The sequence below is a fragment of the Agromyces sp. ISL-38 genome, assembly GCF_018613935.1.
Taxonomy (GTDB): Bacteria; Actinomycetota; Actinomycetes; order Actinomycetales; family Microbacteriaceae; genus Agromyces.
On sequence record NZ_JAGGPF010000010.1, the window covers coordinates 306,277 to 323,875 of the forward strand.

The following is a 17,599-nucleotide window of genomic DNA, read 5'->3' on the forward strand; positions in this document are numbered from 1 at the left end:
CGACGCGGTCTCTCTGTCTAGCGGCGGCTCTGCGCGGCTACCTGCTCGGCCTGCGTCAGTACGCCGCGCAGGCTCTCGAAGTACCCGGCCACCGCGTCGCGCTCGATCTTGATCTGCGACAGGCGGTCTTCTGCGTCGGCGACGAGGGCACGGGTGCGCTCCTCGGCGTCGGAGATGAGCTTGCGCGCCTGCTGGTGCGCAGCGGCGATGCGGTCGCGCGCCTCGTCGTCGGCCTTGTCGCGCACCTTGGCGATCTCGGTGCGCACCTGCGTCTCGAGACGGTCGGCCTCGGCGCGGCTCTCTGCGGTGCGGGCGACCGCCTCGGCGAGCTCGGCGTTGGCGTCGTCGAGGAACTTCTGCGTCTGGGAGACGGCCTCCTGGTGCGCTTCGAGCAGCTCCTGCTCGGCCTCGTCGCGTTTGGTGGCGAGCTCCGACTCGAGGTCGAGGTGGGCCTTCTCGATCTCGCGACGCATGCGGTTGACCTCGTGCGTCGTCTTCTTGCGCATCGCGGTGAGCTGGTTGTCGAGATCGATGCGGGCCTGCTCGGCCTCGGCGTCGAAGTCGGCGCGAGCCTGCTCCTGCTCGAGCGAGAGGTCGGCGCGCATCTGCTCGAGGTCGGCGGCGTGCTTGGCGCGGATGCGCTCGAGCTCGTGCTGGATCTTCAGGCGTGCCGCCTCGGCTTCACGCTCACGGTCGACCTTCGCCTGCTCGCGCTGCTCGGCGAGTTCGGCGCGCCCGGCTTCGAGCTCGCGGTCGAGGTCGGTGCGTGCCTGCTCGAGTTCGTGGACGAGGGCGGCTCGGCGTTCGGCGATCTCCGCATCGATCGCAGCGCGGGCCTCGGCCGATTCGCGGTCGAGGTCGAGACGCGCCTGCTCGGTCTCGGAGGCGAGGTCGATGCGGGCCTGCTCGGTCTCGCGAGCGAGATCTGCACGAGCGCGGTCGAGTTCGATCGCGACCTCGGCGCGGGTCTGCTCGGTCTCCTGGGTGAGGCCGGCGGCGGTCGCACGGGCCTCGGTGGCTTCCGCGTTGGCAGCGACGAGGATCTCGGACGCCTTGCGCTCGGCCGCCGCGACCATTGCCGCGGACTCGCGCTTCGCGCTCGTGCGCAGCTCTGCCGTCTCGGTCGCGACGGCGCCGCGGATGGCTGCTGCGTCGCGCGCTGCGTCTTGGCGGAGCTGCTCGCTCGACTCCTGCGAGCGGGAGATCATGTCGTCGGCTTCGGCGCGGGCGTTCTCGAGGATGCGGCTGGCCTGGGCGCGTGCCTCGGTGAGCGTGCGCTCTGCGAGCTCGTGCGCGTCGGAGCGCATGAGGTGCGCTTCGTCTTCGGCGGCGCGACGGAGCTTCTCAGCATCGATGTCGGCTTGCGCGATGAGCCTCGTGGACTGCTCCTCGGCGACCCGGAGCGTGTTCTCGAGCTTCGTACCGAGTCCGGAGAACGTGGGACTGCCGACCTCTTCGAGCTCGGCCGTGAGCTCTTCGATGCGGGCGAGGAGCCGCTTGTTCTCCTTGGCGTTCTCAGCGGACTGGTTGTTCGCGGCGATGATCTCGCGACGAAGACCGTTGAGGCTCTGATCGACTTCGTCTTTGTCATACCCGCGGAACACCTGCGTGAACTCGGTCTCTTCGACGGACATTCTTCCTCCGGGATCGTGTCCCGCGTTTGTGGGGGCGCATGCGGGATGTGATCCGATTGTACGGGCACGCGGCATCCACGAGGACACGTCCTCCACAGGTCCCAATGACACCTGCTGCACAGCTCGCGGTTAGGAGACTCCCAGACACCGCCAGTAGTGTGGAATGTCTTTGTCGGAAGCCGCTCCCCACGGCGGCACTGGAGGTAATTCGTGCGCTTCGTCTTCGCAATCGTGGCGTTCATCGCCGCGGCCGTGATGATCGGGCTCGGTATCGCCGAGCGCACCGTGCTCCTCGATCCCGACCGGGTATCGCTCTCAGCCGAGGTCGAGGGCGACGCCGACTACATCGTCCTCGAGCCCGACGTGCTCGCAGCGCACCCCGGCAAGCAGACGCTCACCGTATCGGGCTCCGACACCGTCTTCCTCGCCTACGGTCGCAGCACCGATGTCGAGGCTTGGCTCGGAGAGTCGCCGTACATCGCCGTGCAGCACGACGCCGATTCCGACGAGCTCGTGAGCGAGGTCGTCACCCCGGAGCCGGTCGACGGGGAGCTGACGCCGGCACCCGATGTCCCCGCCGATACCGAGGAGGCCGCCGCGTCGCCTTCCGGCTCCGACCTCTGGCTCGACGAGTTCACCAGTGAGAACACGCTGACCACCACGGTCGACGTGCCCGACGGCATCTCGGTCATCATCGCCGCCGACGGCATCGAGCCCGTGCCGTCACGGCTGTCGATCGCCTGGCCCCTCGACAACTCGACACCGTGGGCCGGCCCGCTCATCGCCGGTGGCGCCCTCGTCTTCCTCGCCGGTGCATGGCTCCTGATCTCCGGGTTCGCGCGGCATCGCCGCTCCCGTGGCCCGCGGCGCAACCTTCCCAAAGGGCCGCGCGGCAAGCTGCCGAGTGCACCCAAGCCGCCGTCGATGCGCCGCAGCCAGGTGACGGGCGGCGGTCGGCGCGCGATCGGGCGCTCGAGGCGAGTCGCGCTCGTGCCGCTCCTCGTGATCCCCGCATTCCTGCTCAGCGCCTGCTCCGCCGACTACTGGCCGAGCTTCGACCAGGGCGGCGACGCCCCGGCCACGAGCGCGCCGGCGACGCCCGCCGTCACGGGTGAGCCGGCCGAGGAGACCGAAGACGAGGGCGCCCAGCCCGCGGTCACCGTGCCCCAGATGGAGCGCATCATGCGCCGCATCGCCGTGTTCGCGGGCGAGGTCGACGCCTCGGGCAACTCCGACGCGGCACCGCAGCGGTTCACTGGACCTGCGCTCCAAGCCCGAACGGCGAACTACGCGATTCGGGGAGTGCTGCCCGAGCACCCCGCGCCGCCCGCGATCCCCGCCTCGCCGCTCACCCTCACCCTGCCGCAGCAGGCCACGGGGTGGCCCCGAACCGTGCTCACGATCGCGAAGAACGCCGACGACCCGACGGTCGCGCCGACCGCGCTCGTGCTCACGCAGGAGTCGCCTCGCGACAACTACAAGATCGAGTACGCGATGGCCCTCGCTCCCGACGCCGACGTACCCCCGGTCGCGCCCGCGGTCGTCGGCGCCTCGCCGATCAGTCCCGAGTACAAGGGGCTCGTGATGCCCACGGGCCAGGTCGCCTCCGCTTACGGAGACGTGCTGCTGCATGGCGACGAGTCGGGCTTCGCGTCGATGTTCGACGCCGAGGGCGACGTGCTGCGCGAACAGCTCGGCGTCGCCGGCCAGCAGACCATCCGCGACGGGCTGCCGCCGACGGCCGACATCAACTTCTCGAACGTGGTCGGCGACAGTCCCACCGTCGCGCTCGCGACGAACGACGCCGGAGCGCTCGTCACCGTGTCGATCGAGCAGACCGAGCGGGTCACGCCGAACGACGGCGGCACGATCGCCTTCGAGGCAGGTGCCCCGGGCGCTGCCCTCTCGGGTTTCACGTCGGCGAGCGCCAAGGGCGTGCAGCGCGTGATCGGCATCCAATTGCTGTTCTACGTCCCCGGCGTCGGCACCGGCGAGGCCGAGCCGATCCGCTTGCTCGGCTGGTCCGAGAGTCTCATCGGAGCTTCGGAGGTCCCATGACGAACCCCATCTCACCGAACGGTCCGGGCCTGCGCGGCGCCGTCGACCTGTCGGCGCTCGTGCAGCGCCAGCAGGAGCAGGCCGGCCCGGCATCCGGCGACGGCATCGTCTTCGAGACGGATGACGCGGCCTTCGGCTCCACCCTCGAGCTCTCCCGCACCGTGCCGGTCGTCGTCGCGCTCTGGGCCTCGTGGAGCGAGCAGTCGCGAACCCTCGTCGAGTCGCTCGAGCGTCTCGTACGAGCGCGTGACGGCCGGATGGTGCTCGCCACAGCCGACGCCGACCGCAGCCCGCAGCTCGTCCAGGCGTTCCAGGCACAGGCGATCCCCACGGTCGTCGCCGTAATCGCGGGCCAGCCCGTGCCGCTCTTCGCCGGCGTCCAGCCCGACGACGTGATCGACCAGGTGCTCGACCAGCTACTCGAGCTCGGTGCGCAGCACGGCGTCTCCGGCCGAGTCGAGTCCGGCGACGCCGGTGCCGATGGCGACGCGCAGGAGCCCGTCGAGGAGCCGCTGCCGCCGCTGCACCAGGAGGCGTACGACGCGATCGAGCGCGGCGACTTCGAGGCCGCGGCATCCGCATATCGCACCGCCATGGCGCAAGATCCGCGCGACTCGCTCGCGGTCGCGGGCCTCGCCCAGGCGAACCTCCTCGGTCGGCTCGCCGGCAAGACGCTCGACTCGATCCGCAACGCCGCTGCGGCGGCGCCCAGCGATCTCGACGCGCAGCTCGACGTCGCCGACCTCGACCTGTCGGGCGGCCACGTCGACGATGCATTCGACCGGTTGCTCACCCTATTCCCGACCCTCGACGCCGACGGCAAGAACCGGGTGCGCGAGCGCCTCATCGAGCTCTTCGAGGTCGTCGGCACCGAGGAGCCGCGAGTGATCGCCGCTCGCCGGCGGCTCACCAACCTGCTCTACTGACGGCAGCCCGCCGGCCCGCGACGCCGCCAGCGCCGCGGCCAGTGGTTTCGATACGCGTCCGGCTTCGCCGGGCGCTACTCAACCACCGGACTCGAGCGTGAACCAGACCGCTCCGAGCGGCGGGAGCGTGAACACGCCGGAGGCCGGGCGCCCGGCCCACGGTCGCTCGACGGCGTCGACCCCGCCGAGGTTGCCGACGCCCGAACCGCCGAACTCCGCGGCATCCGAGTTCAGGATCTCGGTCCAGCGGCCGGCTTGCGGCAGGCCGAGGCGGAATCCTTCGTGCGGTACGCCCGCGAAGTTCACGACGCAGAGCAGCGGCCTGCGGGCACGGTCGTACCGGAGGAACGCGATGAGGTTGTGCGCCGCGGCCCCGCCCTCGATCCATTCGAAGCCTGCGGCGTCGTCATCGAGTTCCCACAGCTCGGGTCGCTGCCGGTAGCAGCGATTCAGTGCGCCGACGAATTCGGCGAGCTGCCGGTGGGTCGGCTGGTCGAGGATCCACCAGTCGAGGCCGCGCTCCTCGCTCCACTCGGAGAGCTGGCCGAACTCCTGCCCCATGAAGAGCAGTTGCTTGCCGGGATGCGCCCACATGTACGAGAGGTAGGCGCGCACGTTGGCGAGCTGCTGCCAGTGGTCACCGGGCATCTTGCGAATGAGCGAGCCCTTGCCGTGCACGACCTCGTCGTGGCTGATCGGCAGCACGAAGTGCTCGCTGAACGCGTAGAGGAACGAGAACGTGAGGTCGTGGTGGTGGTGCGAGCGGTACATCGGGTCTTTCGAGATGTACTGCAGGGTGTCGTGCATCCAGCCCATGTTCCACTTGAAGCCGAAGCCGAGGCCGCCGCTCGTGGTCGGCGCGGTGACCCCGGGCCAGCTCGTCGACTCCTCGGCGATCATGACGATGCCGGGGTTCCGCTTGTAGGCGGTGGCCGTGGCCTCCTGGAGGAACCCGATCGCCTCGAGGTGCTCGCGGCCGCCGTGGATGTTCGGCACCCAGCCGCCCTCTTCGCGGGAGTAGTCGAGGTAGAGCATCGAGGCGACGGCGTCGACGCGCAAGCCGTCGACATGGAACTCCTCGAGCCAGAAGAGCGCGTTCGCGACGAGGAAGTTGCGCACCCGCGGGTTGCCGTAGTCGAAGACGTAGGTGCCCCAGTCGAGCTGCTCGCCCCGCCGGGGGTCGCCGTGCTCGTAGAGCGGCTCGCCGTCGAAGCGTGCGAGCGCCCAGTCGTCTTTCGGGAAGTGACCGGGGACCCAGTCCATGAGCACGCCGATGCCCGCCTGGTGCAGTCGATCGATCAGGTAGCGGAGGTCGTCGGGGTGCCCGAAGCGTGAGGTGGCCGCGTAGTAGCCGGTGACCTGGTAGCCCCACGATCCGCCGAACGGATGCTCCGCGAGCGGCATGAACTCGACGTGCGTGTAGCCCAGCCAATTGACGTACTCGATGAGCTCGTCGGCGACCTCTCGGTAGCCCCGGCCGGGGCGCCAGGAGCCGAGGTGCAGCTCGTAGACGCTCATGGGCAGTTCGTGCGCGTTGGTCGCCGCACGACGAGTCATCCACTCGCCGTCGCCCCACTCGTGGCTGCTGACGCTCACGACGGAGGCGGTCGCGGGGGAGACCTCGGCCTGCCGGGCCATCGGGTCGGCCTTCATCACCCAGTGGCCGGCCGCCGTGAGGAGCTCGAACTTGTACACGGAGCCGGGCTCGAGGTCTGGGATGAACAATTCCCACACGCCGCTTGCGCCCATGCTGCGCATCGCGTGCGCGGTGCCGTCCCAGCGATTGAACTCACCGACGACGCGCGCGGCGCGGGCGCGCGGCGCCCACACTGTGAATGCGGTGCCGTGGACGCCGCCGCCGACGCCCCAGTGCTCGCGGTGCTGGGCGCCGAGCACGCGCCAGAGTTCCTCGTGCCGGCCCTCGGCGATGAGGTGCAGGTCGAGCTCGCCGATCGTGGGAGCGAACCGGTACGGGTCGTCGCTCGTCCATTCCGACCCGTCGCCATAGCTCGCGCGCACGCGGTAGCCCGTGGGGCCGAACGCTCCGGCTCCTCCCCAGACGCCATATCCGAGATGAGCGAGCGACAGGGATACGCCGTCGTCGAACACCGCCTCGACCGATTCGGCGAGGGGGCGGCGGGTGCGGATGACCGTGAGCGGCCGAGGATCGCCCGGGGCCGTGAATCCGTGCTGGCCGAGCACCGAGTGCGGGTCGGAGTGCCGCCCCTCGCCGACGGCGGCGAGCACCCAGTCGTCGATGACGGGCGTGGCGATCGTTTCAGGCATTCGGGCCCCTTCTCACGTGCAGGATGTGCGCAGGGCGCGTGAACGCATCGAGCCGCACGTAGTTCGATTCGCCCCAGTCCCAGCGTTGGCCGGTTACGAGGTCTTCCACCTCGAATCGGGTGCCGGGCTCGAGCCCGATCGCGGCGAGGTCGAGGTGCACCGTCGTCTCCCTGACCGAGTGCGGATCGACGTTCGCGACGACGATGACCGTGTCATCGATGCCGGTCGGCGTGAATCGGCCCTCGAGATGCTTCGAGTACACGAGCACCGACTCGTCGTCGCTCGAGTGGAAACGGATGTTGCGAAGCTGCCCGAGTGCAGGGTGCGCCGCGCGGATGGCGTTCAGGATGCCGAGGTACAGCGCGAGCGATCGGCCCTCCTGGCGCTCGGCGCCGGCGAAGTCGCGCGGCTTGTACTCGTACTTCTCGTTGTCGATCGCCTCTTCCGCTCCCGGCCTGGCGACCGACTCGAAGAGCTCGAAGCCCGAGTACACGCCCCAAGTGGGCGCCGCGGTCGCGGCGATCGTCGCTCGCACGGTGAAGGCGGCGGGGCCGCCGAACTGCAGGTACTCGGTGAGGATGTCGGGCGTGTTCACGAACAGGTTCGGCCGCATGAAGTCGGCGGTCTCCTCGGCGACCGAGGAGAGGAACTCCTCGAGTTCCTGCTTCGTGTTGCGCCACGTGAAGTAGGAATACGACTGCTGGAACCCGACCATCGCGAGCGCCTGCATCATGGCGGGGCGCGTGAACGCCTCGGCGAGGAACACGACGCCCGGGTCATCCGCGTTGACCGTCGCGATCAGCTGCTCCCAGAACGAGAGCGGCTTCGTATGGGGGTTGTCGACGCGGAAGATGCGCACGCCCTGCTTCATCCAGTGCCGCACGATGCGCAGCACCTCGTCGAAGATGCCGGCCGGATCGTCGTCGAAGTTCACCGGGTAGATGTCCTGGTACTTCTTCGGCGGGTTCTCGGCGTAGCGGATCGTGCCGTCGGGCAATTGCGTGAACCAGTCGGGATGCTCGGCGACCCACGGGTGGTCGGGGGAGGCCTGCAGGGCGAGGTCGAGGGCCACCTCGATGCCGAGCGCCGCGGCACGGCGCACGAATGCGCGGAAGTCGGCGAGGGTGCCGAGGTCGGGGTGCACGGCGTCGTGCCCGCCGGGCGTGCCGTCGGCGAGCGGCCCGCCGATCGCCCAGGGCGACCCGGGGTCGTTCGGGCCGGGATTCAGCGTATTGTTCGCGCCCTTGCGGTTCGTGACCCCGATCGGGTGGATCGGCGGCAGGTACACGACGTCGAAGCCCATCGCCGCGACACCGTCGAGCCGCTTCGCGGCCGTGCGGAAGGTGCCGCTCTTCCAGCTGCCGTCCTTCAGGCGTCTCGCGCCCTCCGAGCGGGGGAAGAACTCGTACCACGAGCCGACGCCCGCTCGACGTCGCTCGACGACGATCGTCTGCTCTGGGGAGTCGGTCGAGATGCGAGCGAGCGGGCGAGCCTCGAACTCGGCGAGCGCGGCGTCGTCGATGAGAGGGCGGCGGACGACGACGGATGCCGCGGAGTCGCGCAACCCGCTCGCGAGCGCCGTGAGGCGCTTGCGTGCGGCGAGGGGCCGCGCCTTCTCCGCGATGGCCCGGTCGAGCAGCCGCACGCCGATCTCGAACATGAGCTCGACGTCGACGCCGGCGTCGACCTTGAGCGCGGCATCGTGACGCCACGTGGCGATCTCGTCGTCGAAGCCCGTGACGTGCCAGCGCCACTCGCCGGTCTCGTCGAGGAGCACTCGTGCCTCCCAGCGATCGGTGCCGGGCGCCAGCGGAGACATCCGCTCGCGCCGGGTCTCGCCCGAGGGGCTCGTGAGCACGAGCATCGAGCCGACCTGGTCGTGCCCCTCGCGGAACACGGTCGCGCGGAACGGCACGACCTCGCCTTCGTAGGCTTTCGGTCGCCAGCGGTCGTCGGGCAGGGCGGGAGTGAGCCGCGTCACGGGAATGCGGCCTGCGAGCGTGGTGCTGGTGGTCACGTTTCGACCGTAGCGCGGAATCGCTCCCGCGTCGCGACCGGCAGTTCACACATTCGACATGCACCCGACCTAATGTTGTCCCGTGAAGCCGATCCGAAAGTTCACTGTCCGAGCCGTCGTGCCCGCGTCGCTCGCTGCCCTGGAAGAACTCGCCGGGAACCTCCGCTGGTCGTGGCACGAGCCCACCCGCCGGTTGTTCGAGCACATCGATCCTGAACTCTGGCGCAGCTCCCATCGCGATCCCGTCGCGTTCCTCGGCGAGGTCGACCCGGCTCGGCTCGACGAGCTCGCGGGCGACGCCGGGTACGTCGAGTGGGCCGAGCGCGAGCGCGCCGCCCTGCAGGAGTACCTCTCGGAGCCACGCTGGTTCCAGACCCTCGGCACCGAGGCACCCCGCACGGTTGCGTACTTCTCACCCGAGTTCGGCATCACGGCGGCCCTGCCGCAGTATTCGGGCGGGCTCGGCATCCTCGCGGGCGATCACCTGAAGGCGGCATCCGATCTCGGCGTGCCGATCATCGGCGTCGGGCTCTTCTACAAGGCCGGGTACTTCGCGCAGGCCATCGGCGACGACGGCTGGCAGCAGGAGCGCTACCCGGTGCTCGACCCCGACGGGCTTCCGCTCTCGGTGCTGCGCCGCCCCGACGGCGCCCCGCTGCAGCTCGCGCTCGCGCTGCCCGAAGATCGTGTGCTGCACGCCCGCGTGTGGAAGGCGTCGGTCGGGCGCATCCCGCTGCTCCTGCTCGACACCGACATCCCGGCGAACTCCGACGAGCTCCGTTCGGTCACCGACCGGCTCTACGGCGGCGGCGGCGAGCACCGGCTGCTGCAGGAGCTCCTGCTCGGAATCGGCGGCGCGCGTGCCGTGCGGGCATGGACGGAGCTCAGCGGATGTCCCGTTCCCGACGTGTTCCACATGAACGAGGGTCACGCGGGGTTCCTCGGACTCGAGCGCATCTCGACGTACATCGCAGAGGGCCTCTCATTCGCTGCGGCGCTGCAGGTCGTGCGCGCCAGTACGGTCTTCACGACCCACACGCCGGTGCCGGCGGGCATCGATCGCTTCGACCGCGCGCTCGTCGAGCGATATCTCTCGACCTCGCTCCTGCCCGGCGTCGAGCCGGCCGATGCGCTTGCGCTCGGCGTCGAGCCGGGCGCCGACCCCGCGACGAGCGCCTTCAACATGGCCGTCATGGGCCTCCGGCTCGCGCAGCACGCGAACGGCGTCTCGAAGCTGCACGGCGAGGTGAGCCGGCGCATGTTCGGCGACCTCTGGCCGGGATTCGATGCCGACGACGTGCCGATCACCTCGATCACGAACGGCGTCCACGCGCCCACCTGGACCGACCCGGCACTCCTCGGCCTCGCCGAATCGAAGCTCGGCACCGGCGACACCGAGCACGCCGACTGGCTGAGCGGCGCGCTCAGCGACGGCGAGTTCTGGGGGGTGAAACGCGGCATGCGGCTGCAGCTCGTGCAAGACGCACGCCGGCGCCTCGCCGCGGCGTGGGTGGCGCAGCATCCGGGCTCGCCGGTTCCCGCGTGGATCTCGCGCGTGCTCGACCCCGACACGCTCACCGTCGGCTTCGCTCGCCGGGTGCCCACCTACAAGCGGCTGACGCTCATGCTGCAGGACCCCGAGCGGCTGAAGGGGATCCTCACGAACCCCGAACGGCCGGTGCAGTTCGTGATCGCCGGCAAGTCGCATCCGGCCGATGACGAGGGCAAGCGGCTGATCCAGCAGCTCGTGCAGTTCGCGCAGCAGCCCGAGTTGCGCGAACGCATCCTGTTCCTGCCCGACTACGACATGGGCATGGCCGAGATGCTCTACCCCGGTTGCGATGTCTGGCTGAACAATCCGTTGCGCCCGCTCGAGGCCTGCGGCACCTCGGGCATGAAGGCCGCGATGAACGGCGCGCTGAACCTCTCGATCCTCGATGGCTGGTGGGCGGAGTACTCGGGCGACGACTACGGATGGGTGATCCCGTCGGCCGACGCCGCGGGCGACGCCGCCGAGCGCGACGCCCTCGAGGCGGCAGCCCTTTACGACCTGCTCGAGCACCGCGTCGCGACGCGCTACTACGAGCGCGACGCCGACGGCGTGCCGCGCGAGTGGGTGCGCCGGGTGCGGCAGACGCTCGCGACGCTCGCCCCCGAACTCGGCGCCGACCGCATGGTGCGCCAGTACGTCGAGGAGCTCTACCGTCCGGCTGCGGAGCACGCCGCTGCAGTCCTGGCCGATGGCGCGCGTGGAGCCCGCGAGCTCGCAGCGTGGAGCGCCAAGGTGCGTCAGACGTGGCCCGGGGTGCAGGTGGTGCACGTCGAGTCGGGCGGCGTCGAGGAGCCGCACGTCGGCGACGAACTGCACCTGCGGGCGTATGTCGAGCTCGACGGCCTCGCACCCGACGACGTCGCGGTCGAGGTCGCATACGGGCGCAGCCGCGGCGACGACACGATCGACGGGGTGCGCCACGCGGTGCTCACGCCGGCAGTGTCGAACCCCGGGTCGACGGATGCCGCAGGCGACGCGACCTCCGGCGGGCCGCGCCTCTACACGGGAACGGTCGTGCTCGACCGCGCCGGCGCGTTCGGCTACACCGTTCGCGCGGTGCCGCGGCATCCGCTGCTCCTGAGCACCGCCGAACTGGGCCTCGTGACGGTCGCCGGCTGACGAGCCCGCAGGCCGGAGCCGCAGCGTGGCCCTCGCGGTGCGTGTGTTCGGTCAGCCCGACGAGGCGCGCGATCGGGCGATCGCCGCGAATTGCCCGCCGGTCACCGCCAGGAGGTCGTCGGGCGCGATCCCGAGGTCGAGGCCGCGGCGGCCTCCCGAGACGTAGATCCTCTCGTGGAGGATTGCCGACTCGTCGAGCACGGTCGGCAGCGCCGTCTTCTGCCCGATCGGGCTGATGCCGCCGACGACGTAGCCGGTCCTGCGTGCGGCGAGCGCAGGATCGGCCATTTCGGCGCGCTTGCCGCCGAGGGCGTGCGCGAGCGTCTTCAGGTCGAGCTGCAGCGCGACGGGAACGATCGCGACCGCGAGCTCACCGTCGACGTTCGCGAGCAGCGTCTTGAACACCCGAGCCGGGTCGAGGCCGAGCTTCTCGGCGGCTTCGAGGCCGTAGGCTGCGGCGCGAGGATCGTGGTCATAGGCGTGGGTCGAGAACGCGACGCCCGCGCGGGCGAGCGCGACGGTCGCCGGGGTGCCGGCCGAGGCATCCGCTCGTCTGGCCATCACTCGCTCGCGTGCGCCCGGAACAGCCGCATCGACGGGCCGGTCATCGTGATGCGATCGCCGGGTTCGTGGTCGATCGCGGCATCCGTCGGCGTCTCGTCTGCGGAGTCCCACAGGAGCGTGTACCCCGAGACCCCGGCATGCTCCGCGAGCACGACCTCGACGTCGGACTCGTGGGCGTGCACGACGAGGAGGATGCGGTTGAACGCCTCGAACTCGGGCGTCGATGCGGCGAGGTACTGGAGCGTGCGCTCCTCGGGGGAGTTCCAGTCGTCGATCGTCATCGTGGTGCCGTCGGCGTTGAACCAGTCCATCTGCGATGCGCTCGGCGTCGACTCGCCGAAACGGCCGAAGCGCACGGGACGAAGCGCCGGGTTCTCGGCGCGCAGGCGGATGAGGCGCCTCGTGGTTGCGAGCAGGTCGGGCGCCGAGCGCGGACGGCCCGCGGCATCCCAGGCGAGCCAGGTGAGTTCTGAGTCGTGGCAGTACGCGTTGTTGTTGCCCCGCTGGCTGCGGCCGAACTCGTCGCCCGCGGTGAGCATCGGCACCCCGGCCGAGAGCAGCAGCGTGGCGAGGAGGTTCCGGATGCTCCGCCGCCGTGCCGCGCGGATCGCCCGGTCTGCCGTGTCGCCCTCGACGCCGTGGTTGTAGGAGTTGTTGCCGTCGGTGCCGTCGCGGTTGTGCTCGCCGTTGCCGAGGTTGTGCTTCACGTCGTAGGACGTGAGGTCGGCGAGGGTGAACCCGTCGTGCGCGGTGATGAAGTTGAGGCTCGCGAGTGGCCCGCGCTCGGTCGAGAACGTGTTCGCCGATCCCGCCAGTCGCGTCGCGAAGCGGCCGATGCCGCTGCCGGCCGTGCCGGTCTCGCGTTCCCGGCGCAGGTCGCCGAGCCAGAAGTCGCGCATGCGGTCGCGGTAGCGGTCGTTCCACTCGGTGAAGCCGGCGGGGAAGTTGCCGGTCTGCCAGCCGCCGGGGCCGACGTCCCACGGCTCCGCGATGAGCTTCGTGGTGCTGATCACGGGGTCTTCGAGCATTCCGCGCAGCAGCGGGTGCTCGGGCGTGAAGCCGCCGTGATCGTCGCGAGCGAGGGTCGCCGCGAGGTCGAGGCGGAATCCGTCGACCTGCAGCTCCTCGGCGAAGTAGCGCATCGAGTCGAGTGCGAGGCGCACGGGTGCCTCGCGGCCGAAGTCGAGGGTGTTGCCGCATCCGGTCGTGTCGACGTAGCGGCCGTGCGCGTCGTGCCGGTAGTAGGAGCCGTTGTCGATGCCGCGGAACGAGAAGACCGGCCCTTCGCGCCCTTCCTCCGCCGTGTGGTTGTAGACGACGTCGAGCACGACTTCGAGGCCCGCTTCGTGCAGTCGCTTCACCATGCCCGCGAACTCGCGCCGAACCGCACCAGGTCCTGCGACCTGCGCGGACGCCGAGGCGTACGGCGCGTGCGGGGCGAAGAACGCGAGCGTGTTGTAGCCCCAGTAGTTCGTCTTGCCCTGGCGGATCAGGCGCTGTTCAGGCACGAACGCGTGCACGGGGAGCAGCTCGACGGTGGTCACGCCGAGGTTCGTGAGGTATTCGAGTGAGGAGTCGTGGGCGAGCCCCGCGTAGGTGCCCCGCAGTTCTTCTGGGATGGCGGGGTTCAGCCTGCTGAACCCGCGCACGTGCGTCTCGTACACGACGGTGTGATCGAGCGGCACGCGGGGCTTGGCCGAGTCGCCCCAGTCGAGGTGGTTGCCGAGCACAGCGCCGCGCCAGGAGCCGTCGGCGGCGGGTGAGAGGCCGCGTGCGTACGGATCGAGGAGCGTGTGCACGGGGTTGAACGCATGCGGGGGGCCGGCCGGGCCGTCGACGCGCAGGCCGTAACGGGCTCCCGGTACGAGCGCCTCGGATGCCCCGTGCCACACTCCGTGCTCGTCGCGCTCGAGCGCGACCCGGTCGGTCGCCCATTCGAGGTCGTTGGGATCGAAGATGACGAGGTCGACGGAGGTCGCGTTCTCAGACCAGATGCGGATGCGGCCGCCGTCGGCATCGGCCTGGACGCCGAGGTCGCGGAGGGGGTCGGGCGCGGACATGCGATCTACAGTAGTTCGTAGGAAGACGCCCGAAGCGACGCCATCGGAGTCGGCAGCGCGCGGCGCCACGGCAACCGGGCACCGGCCTGGGCACTCGGCCCACGATCACGACGGGAGGGAGCAGTCATGGTCTACCTCGACCACGCCGCGACCACCCCGATGCTGCCCGAAGCCATCGAGGCGCTCACCGCAGCCCTCGCCGTCGTCGGCAATCCGGCTTCCATCCACAGCGCCGGCCAGCGGGCGAAGCGCCTGCTCGAGGAGTCGCGCGAGCAGGTCGCCGCCACGCTCGGCGCCGACGGCATCGAGATCGTCTTCACCGGCAGCGGCACCGAAGCCGTGAACCTCGCGATCAAGGGCCTGTGGTGGCACCGGCAGGCGGATGCCTCCCGCCCGCGCCTGCTCGTGCCGGCCGGCGAGCACCACGCGACGGTCGACACCGTCGAGTGGCTCGCCGAGCACGACGGCGCGATCGTCGAGGAGATCCCGCTCGACGAGCTCGGACGGGTCCGCCTCGACGCGCTCGAGGCGGCGCTCGCCCGCGACGGCGCATCCGTCGCCCTCGTCACGATGCTCTGGGCCAACAATGAGGTCGGCACCATTCAGCCGGTCGACGAGGTCGCGCGGCTCACGGCGCGAGCCGGCGTGCCGCTGCACGTCGACGCGATCGCCGCCTATGGCCAGCTGCCGATCGACGTGCACGGCCTTCGACGGTCGACGGGCGCCGCACCCGGCACGGGACTCGTCGCCCTCAGCGTCTCAGCGCACAAGATCGGCGGCCCGGCGGGCATCGGCGCGCTCGTGCTCGACCGGTCGGCGGCCGTCGAACCGCTCATCCACGGCGGCGGGCAGCAGCGCAAGGTGCGCTCGGGCACGCAGGACGTCGCCGCCGCGGCGTCGTTCGCCGCCGCGGCATCCGTCGTCGCAGCTCGGCTCGAAGCCGACGCCCGGCGCATGTCGGCGTTGCGCGACCGCCTTACCTCGGGCGCGCTCGCCGAAGTGCCCGAGGCGCGGCTGAGCGGCGACCCCGATCCCGACGGCCGGCTGCCCGGCAACGTGCACTTCTCGTTCGCGGGATGCGAGGGCGACTCGCTCCTCTTCCTGCTCGACGCGGCCGGTGTCGCCGTGTCGACCGGATCCGCATGCCAGGCCGGCGTGCCCGAGCCATCGCACGTGCTCATGGCGATGGGGCGCTCGGAGGCCGACGCGCGCGGCGCGCTTCGTATCACCATCGGCCACGGCTCGACCGAAGCCGACGTCGACGCGTTCCTCGCGGCGCTGCCCGGCGCGTATGCGCAAGCCTCGCGGGCCGGGCTCGCGGCGCGCGCCACGTCGTTCGACCGTTAGAGCGCCGCGGTCACCCGCCCGCCCGCCCGCCGGTGTCGGCGGGTGCTCAGGTGGGACTGCGTACACTGGAACGGTGAAGGTTCTCGCTGCGATGAGCGGCGGCGTCGACAGCGCCGTCGCCGCTGCGCGCGCCGTCGATGCCGGCCACGAGGTCGTCGGCGTGCACCTCGCGCTCAGCCGCATGCCGGGCACGCTGCGCACCGGCAGCCGCGGTTGCTGCACGATCGAGGACTCGATGGACGCCCAGCGCGCCGCGAACGTGCTCGGCATCCCCTATTACGTTTGGGACTTCTCCGAGCGGTTCAAGGCCGACGTCGTCGACGACTTCATCGCCGAGTACTCGGCCGGTCGCACCCCGAACCCGTGCATGCGCTGCAATGAGCGCATCAAGTTCGCCGCCCTGCTCGAGAAGGCCCTCGCGCTCGGCTTCGACGCCGTCGCGACCGGCCACTACGCCTCGATCGTCACGGATGCCGCGGGCAACAAGGAGTTGCACCGTGCGAGCGCCTGGGCGAAAGACCAGAGCTACGTGCTCGGGGTCCTCACCGCCGAGCAGCTCGAGCACGCGTACTTCCCGCTCGGCGACACCCCCTCGAAAGACCTCGTGCGCGCCGAGGCGGCGCGGCGCGGCCTGTCGGTCGCGCAGAAGCCCGATTCGCACGACATCTGCTTCATCTCCGACGGCGACACGAAGGGCTGGCTCGCCGAGCGAGTCGGCACCGCCACCGGCGACATCGTCGACCGCACCGGCGCCCTCGTGGGATCCCACGAGGGCGCGCACGCCTACACCGTCGGCCAGCGACGCGGACTCCACCTCGGCATCCCTGCGCCCGACGGCCGGCCGCGCTTCGTGCTCGAGGTGCGCCCGAAGGACAACACCGTCGTCGTCGGGCCCAAAGAGGCGCTCGCCATCGGCGAGATCGCCGGATCGCGGTTCACCTGGGCGGGCGAGCCCCCGGCGCATCCCTCGACGCCGTTCGAGTGCGAGGTGCAGATCCGTGCGCACGCCGACCCGGTGCCGGCCGTGGCGGTCGTCACGGGCGGCGAGCTCGTGGTGACGCCGCAGCATCCGCTCAATGGCGTCGCTCCCGGTCAGACGGCCGTCGTCTACGTCGGCACCCGGGTGCTCGGCCAATGCACGATCGATCGCACGGTGAGCGCGGTGACGGTCGACGCCTGACGTCGCCGACCGCACAGGGCTGCCGATCGGCGGCCTGTCAAGGCCGTGCGGCCCTGAGCGGGCGCGCGTAGATTCGTGAGTGCGCCGCGGAGGTGCGTATCAGGCGGCGCCCGACAAGGGGGTTCGCCATGACAACTCCAAGGGACCCGGACGAGCGCTACGACCGGCCTGAGGATCGGCCGGCGGACCTGCCCCCCGAGCTGTACACGGATTCCGCCGATGCGGCCGCTCGCGACCCGAGGACGGTCCCCGCGGATCGTGCCGATGTCAGGGATGACATCGTCGACCGTCAACGCGAGCAGTTCGGCGGGCTCAAGATCGGGTCGGCGTTCTTCGGCTGGCTGACCGCGACAGGTCTGGCGGTGATCCTGACGGCACTCCTCGCCGCCACTGGTGCAGCGATCGGTCTCGGGGTGCTGGAGGATCCGGAGGCGGTGGCCGAGGACGCAGCTCAGAACCCCGAGACGGTCGGATGGGTGGGTGGCATCGCCCTGTTCGTCATCGTGTTCGTCGCGTACTGGTGCGGCGGCTACGTGGCCGGCAGGATGGCGCGCTTCAACGGCGTCAGGCAGGGCGTGGCGGTGTGGGTGTGGGCGTTGGTGATCGCGGTCGTCGTCGCCGTGCTCAGCTTCGTCGCCGGCACCCAGTTCGACATACTGGCCGACATCGACGCCTTCCCGCGCATCCCGATGAGCGAGGGAGAGGTGACCGTGGCGGGCATCGTCACCGCGGTCGTGGTCGCGATCGCGAGCCTCGGCGGGGCCATTCTCGGCGGAATCGCCGGCACGCGGTACCACCGGCGCGTCGACTTCGCCGGGGTCGTCGACTGAGCAGGCCGATCCGACGAGACCCCCGA

Annotated in this window: 11 protein-coding genes; 6 read left to right on the forward strand and 5 right to left on the reverse strand. The window is 70.6% G+C overall.

Translation table 11 applies throughout. The features are described from left to right. Positions 1-17: 17 nt before the first annotated feature. Complete coding sequence (locus J7E25_RS11660; RefSeq protein WP_214870304.1) at positions 18-1,634, reverse strand: DivIVA domain-containing protein; 1,617 nt, start codon at positions 1,632-1,634, stop codon at positions 18-20. Between the two features lie 210 nt (positions 1,635-1,844). Between J7E25_RS11660 and J7E25_RS11665 the strand changes: the two genes are divergently transcribed. Both J7E25_RS11665 and J7E25_RS11670 read left to right on the forward strand, forming a co-directional pair. After that, positions 1,845-3,692 (forward strand): hypothetical protein, encoded by a 1,848-nt coding sequence (locus tag J7E25_RS11665; RefSeq protein WP_214870305.1) that lies wholly within the window; start codon positions 1,845-1,847, stop codon positions 3,690-3,692. Further along, the gene (locus J7E25_RS11670) at positions 3,689-4,618 is read left to right on the forward strand and encodes a tetratricopeptide repeat protein (protein WP_214870306.1); all 930 of its coding nucleotides are present in this window, start codon (positions 3,689-3,691) and stop codon (positions 4,616-4,618) included. Before J7E25_RS11665 ends, J7E25_RS11670 begins: the two co-directional genes overlap by 4 nt. A gap of 78 nt (positions 4,619-4,696) precedes the next feature. On the opposite strand, the gene glgB is transcribed toward J7E25_RS11670, so the two are convergent. Together glgB and J7E25_RS11680 are read right to left on the reverse strand one after the other, a co-directional pair. Further along, positions 4,697-6,904, reverse strand: coding sequence for a 1,4-alpha-glucan branching protein GlgB (gene glgB, locus J7E25_RS11675; protein ID WP_214870307.1), 2,208 nt, complete (start codon positions 6,902-6,904; stop codon positions 4,697-4,699). After that, positions 6,897-8,921 (reverse strand): maltotransferase domain-containing protein, encoded by a 2,025-nt coding sequence (locus J7E25_RS11680; RefSeq protein ID WP_214870308.1) that lies wholly within the window; start codon positions 8,919-8,921, stop codon positions 6,897-6,899. The genes glgB and J7E25_RS11680 overlap by 8 nt, the downstream gene beginning before the upstream one ends. Before the next feature lie 82 nt (positions 8,922-9,003). On the opposite strand from J7E25_RS11680, the gene glgP reads away from it, so the two are divergent. Beyond that, positions 9,004-11,592 (forward strand): alpha-glucan family phosphorylase, encoded by a 2,589-nt coding sequence (gene glgP / locus J7E25_RS11685; protein ID WP_214870309.1) that lies wholly within the window; start codon positions 9,004-9,006, stop codon positions 11,590-11,592. A gap of 51 nt (positions 11,593-11,643) precedes the next feature. Here the strand turns inward: glgP and ybaK are convergent, their stop codons facing one another. Together ybaK and glgX are read right to left on the reverse strand one after the other, a co-directional pair. Next, on the reverse strand, positions 11,644-12,153 hold the full coding sequence (gene ybaK / locus J7E25_RS11690; RefSeq protein ID WP_214870310.1) for a Cys-tRNA(Pro) deacylase: 510 nt from the start codon (positions 12,151-12,153) through the stop codon (positions 11,644-11,646). Next, entirely contained in the window at positions 12,153-14,216 is a 2,064-nt protein-coding gene (gene glgX / locus J7E25_RS11695) for a glycogen debranching protein GlgX (protein WP_214870311.1), read from the reverse strand. Before glgX ends, ybaK begins: the two co-directional genes overlap by 1 nt. Before the next feature lie 126 nt (positions 14,217-14,342). Here glgX and J7E25_RS11700 point away from each other — a divergent pair, with 126 nt between their 5' ends. From J7E25_RS11700 to J7E25_RS11710, 3 genes are all read left to right on the forward strand, one after another. Continuing rightward, positions 14,343-15,563 carry a cysteine desulfurase family protein gene (locus tag J7E25_RS11700; RefSeq protein WP_214870312.1) on the forward strand — a complete coding sequence of 407 codons (1,221 nt, stop codon included), beginning with the start codon at positions 14,343-14,345 and terminating at the stop codon, positions 15,561-15,563. 73 nt (positions 15,564-15,636) lie between these two features. Next, positions 15,637-16,743: a tRNA 2-thiouridine(34) synthase MnmA gene (gene mnmA, locus J7E25_RS11705; RefSeq protein ID WP_308164530.1), complete on the forward strand. Its 1,107-nt coding sequence runs from the start codon at positions 15,637-15,639 to the stop codon at positions 16,741-16,743. 128 nt (positions 16,744-16,871) lie between these two features. Next, complete coding sequence (locus J7E25_RS11710) at positions 16,872-17,573, forward strand: hypothetical protein (protein WP_214870313.1); 702 nt, start codon at positions 16,872-16,874, stop codon at positions 17,571-17,573. Positions 17,574-17,599 lie beyond the last annotated feature (26 nt).

What these genes read in the sequence shown, in the direction of transcription:
- J7E25_RS11660 (WP_214870304.1), bottom strand. Translation starts at nt 1,634, where the DNA reads ATGTCCGTCGAAGAGACCGAGTTCACGCAGGTGTTCCGCGGGTATGAC.
- J7E25_RS11670 (WP_214870306.1), top strand. Translation starts at nt 3,689, where the DNA reads ATGACGAACCCCATCTCACCGAACGGTCCGGGCCTGCGCGGCGCCGTC.
- glgB (WP_214870307.1), bottom strand. Translation starts at nt 6,904, where the DNA reads ATGCCTGAAACGATCGCCACGCCCGTCATCGACGACTGGGTGCTCGCC.
- ybaK (WP_214870310.1), bottom strand. Translation starts at nt 12,153, where the DNA reads ATGGCCAGACGAGCGGATGCCTCGGCCGGCACCCCGGCGACCGTCGCG.
- glgX (WP_214870311.1), bottom strand. Translation starts at nt 14,216, where the DNA reads ATGTCCGCGCCCGACCCCCTCCGCGACCTCGGCGTCCAGGCCGATGCC.
- J7E25_RS11700 (WP_214870312.1), top strand. Translation starts at nt 14,343, where the DNA reads ATGGTCTACCTCGACCACGCCGCGACCACCCCGATGCTGCCCGAAGCC.
- J7E25_RS11710 (WP_214870313.1), top strand. Translation starts at nt 16,872, where the DNA reads ATGACAACTCCAAGGGACCCGGACGAGCGCTACGACCGGCCTGAGGAT.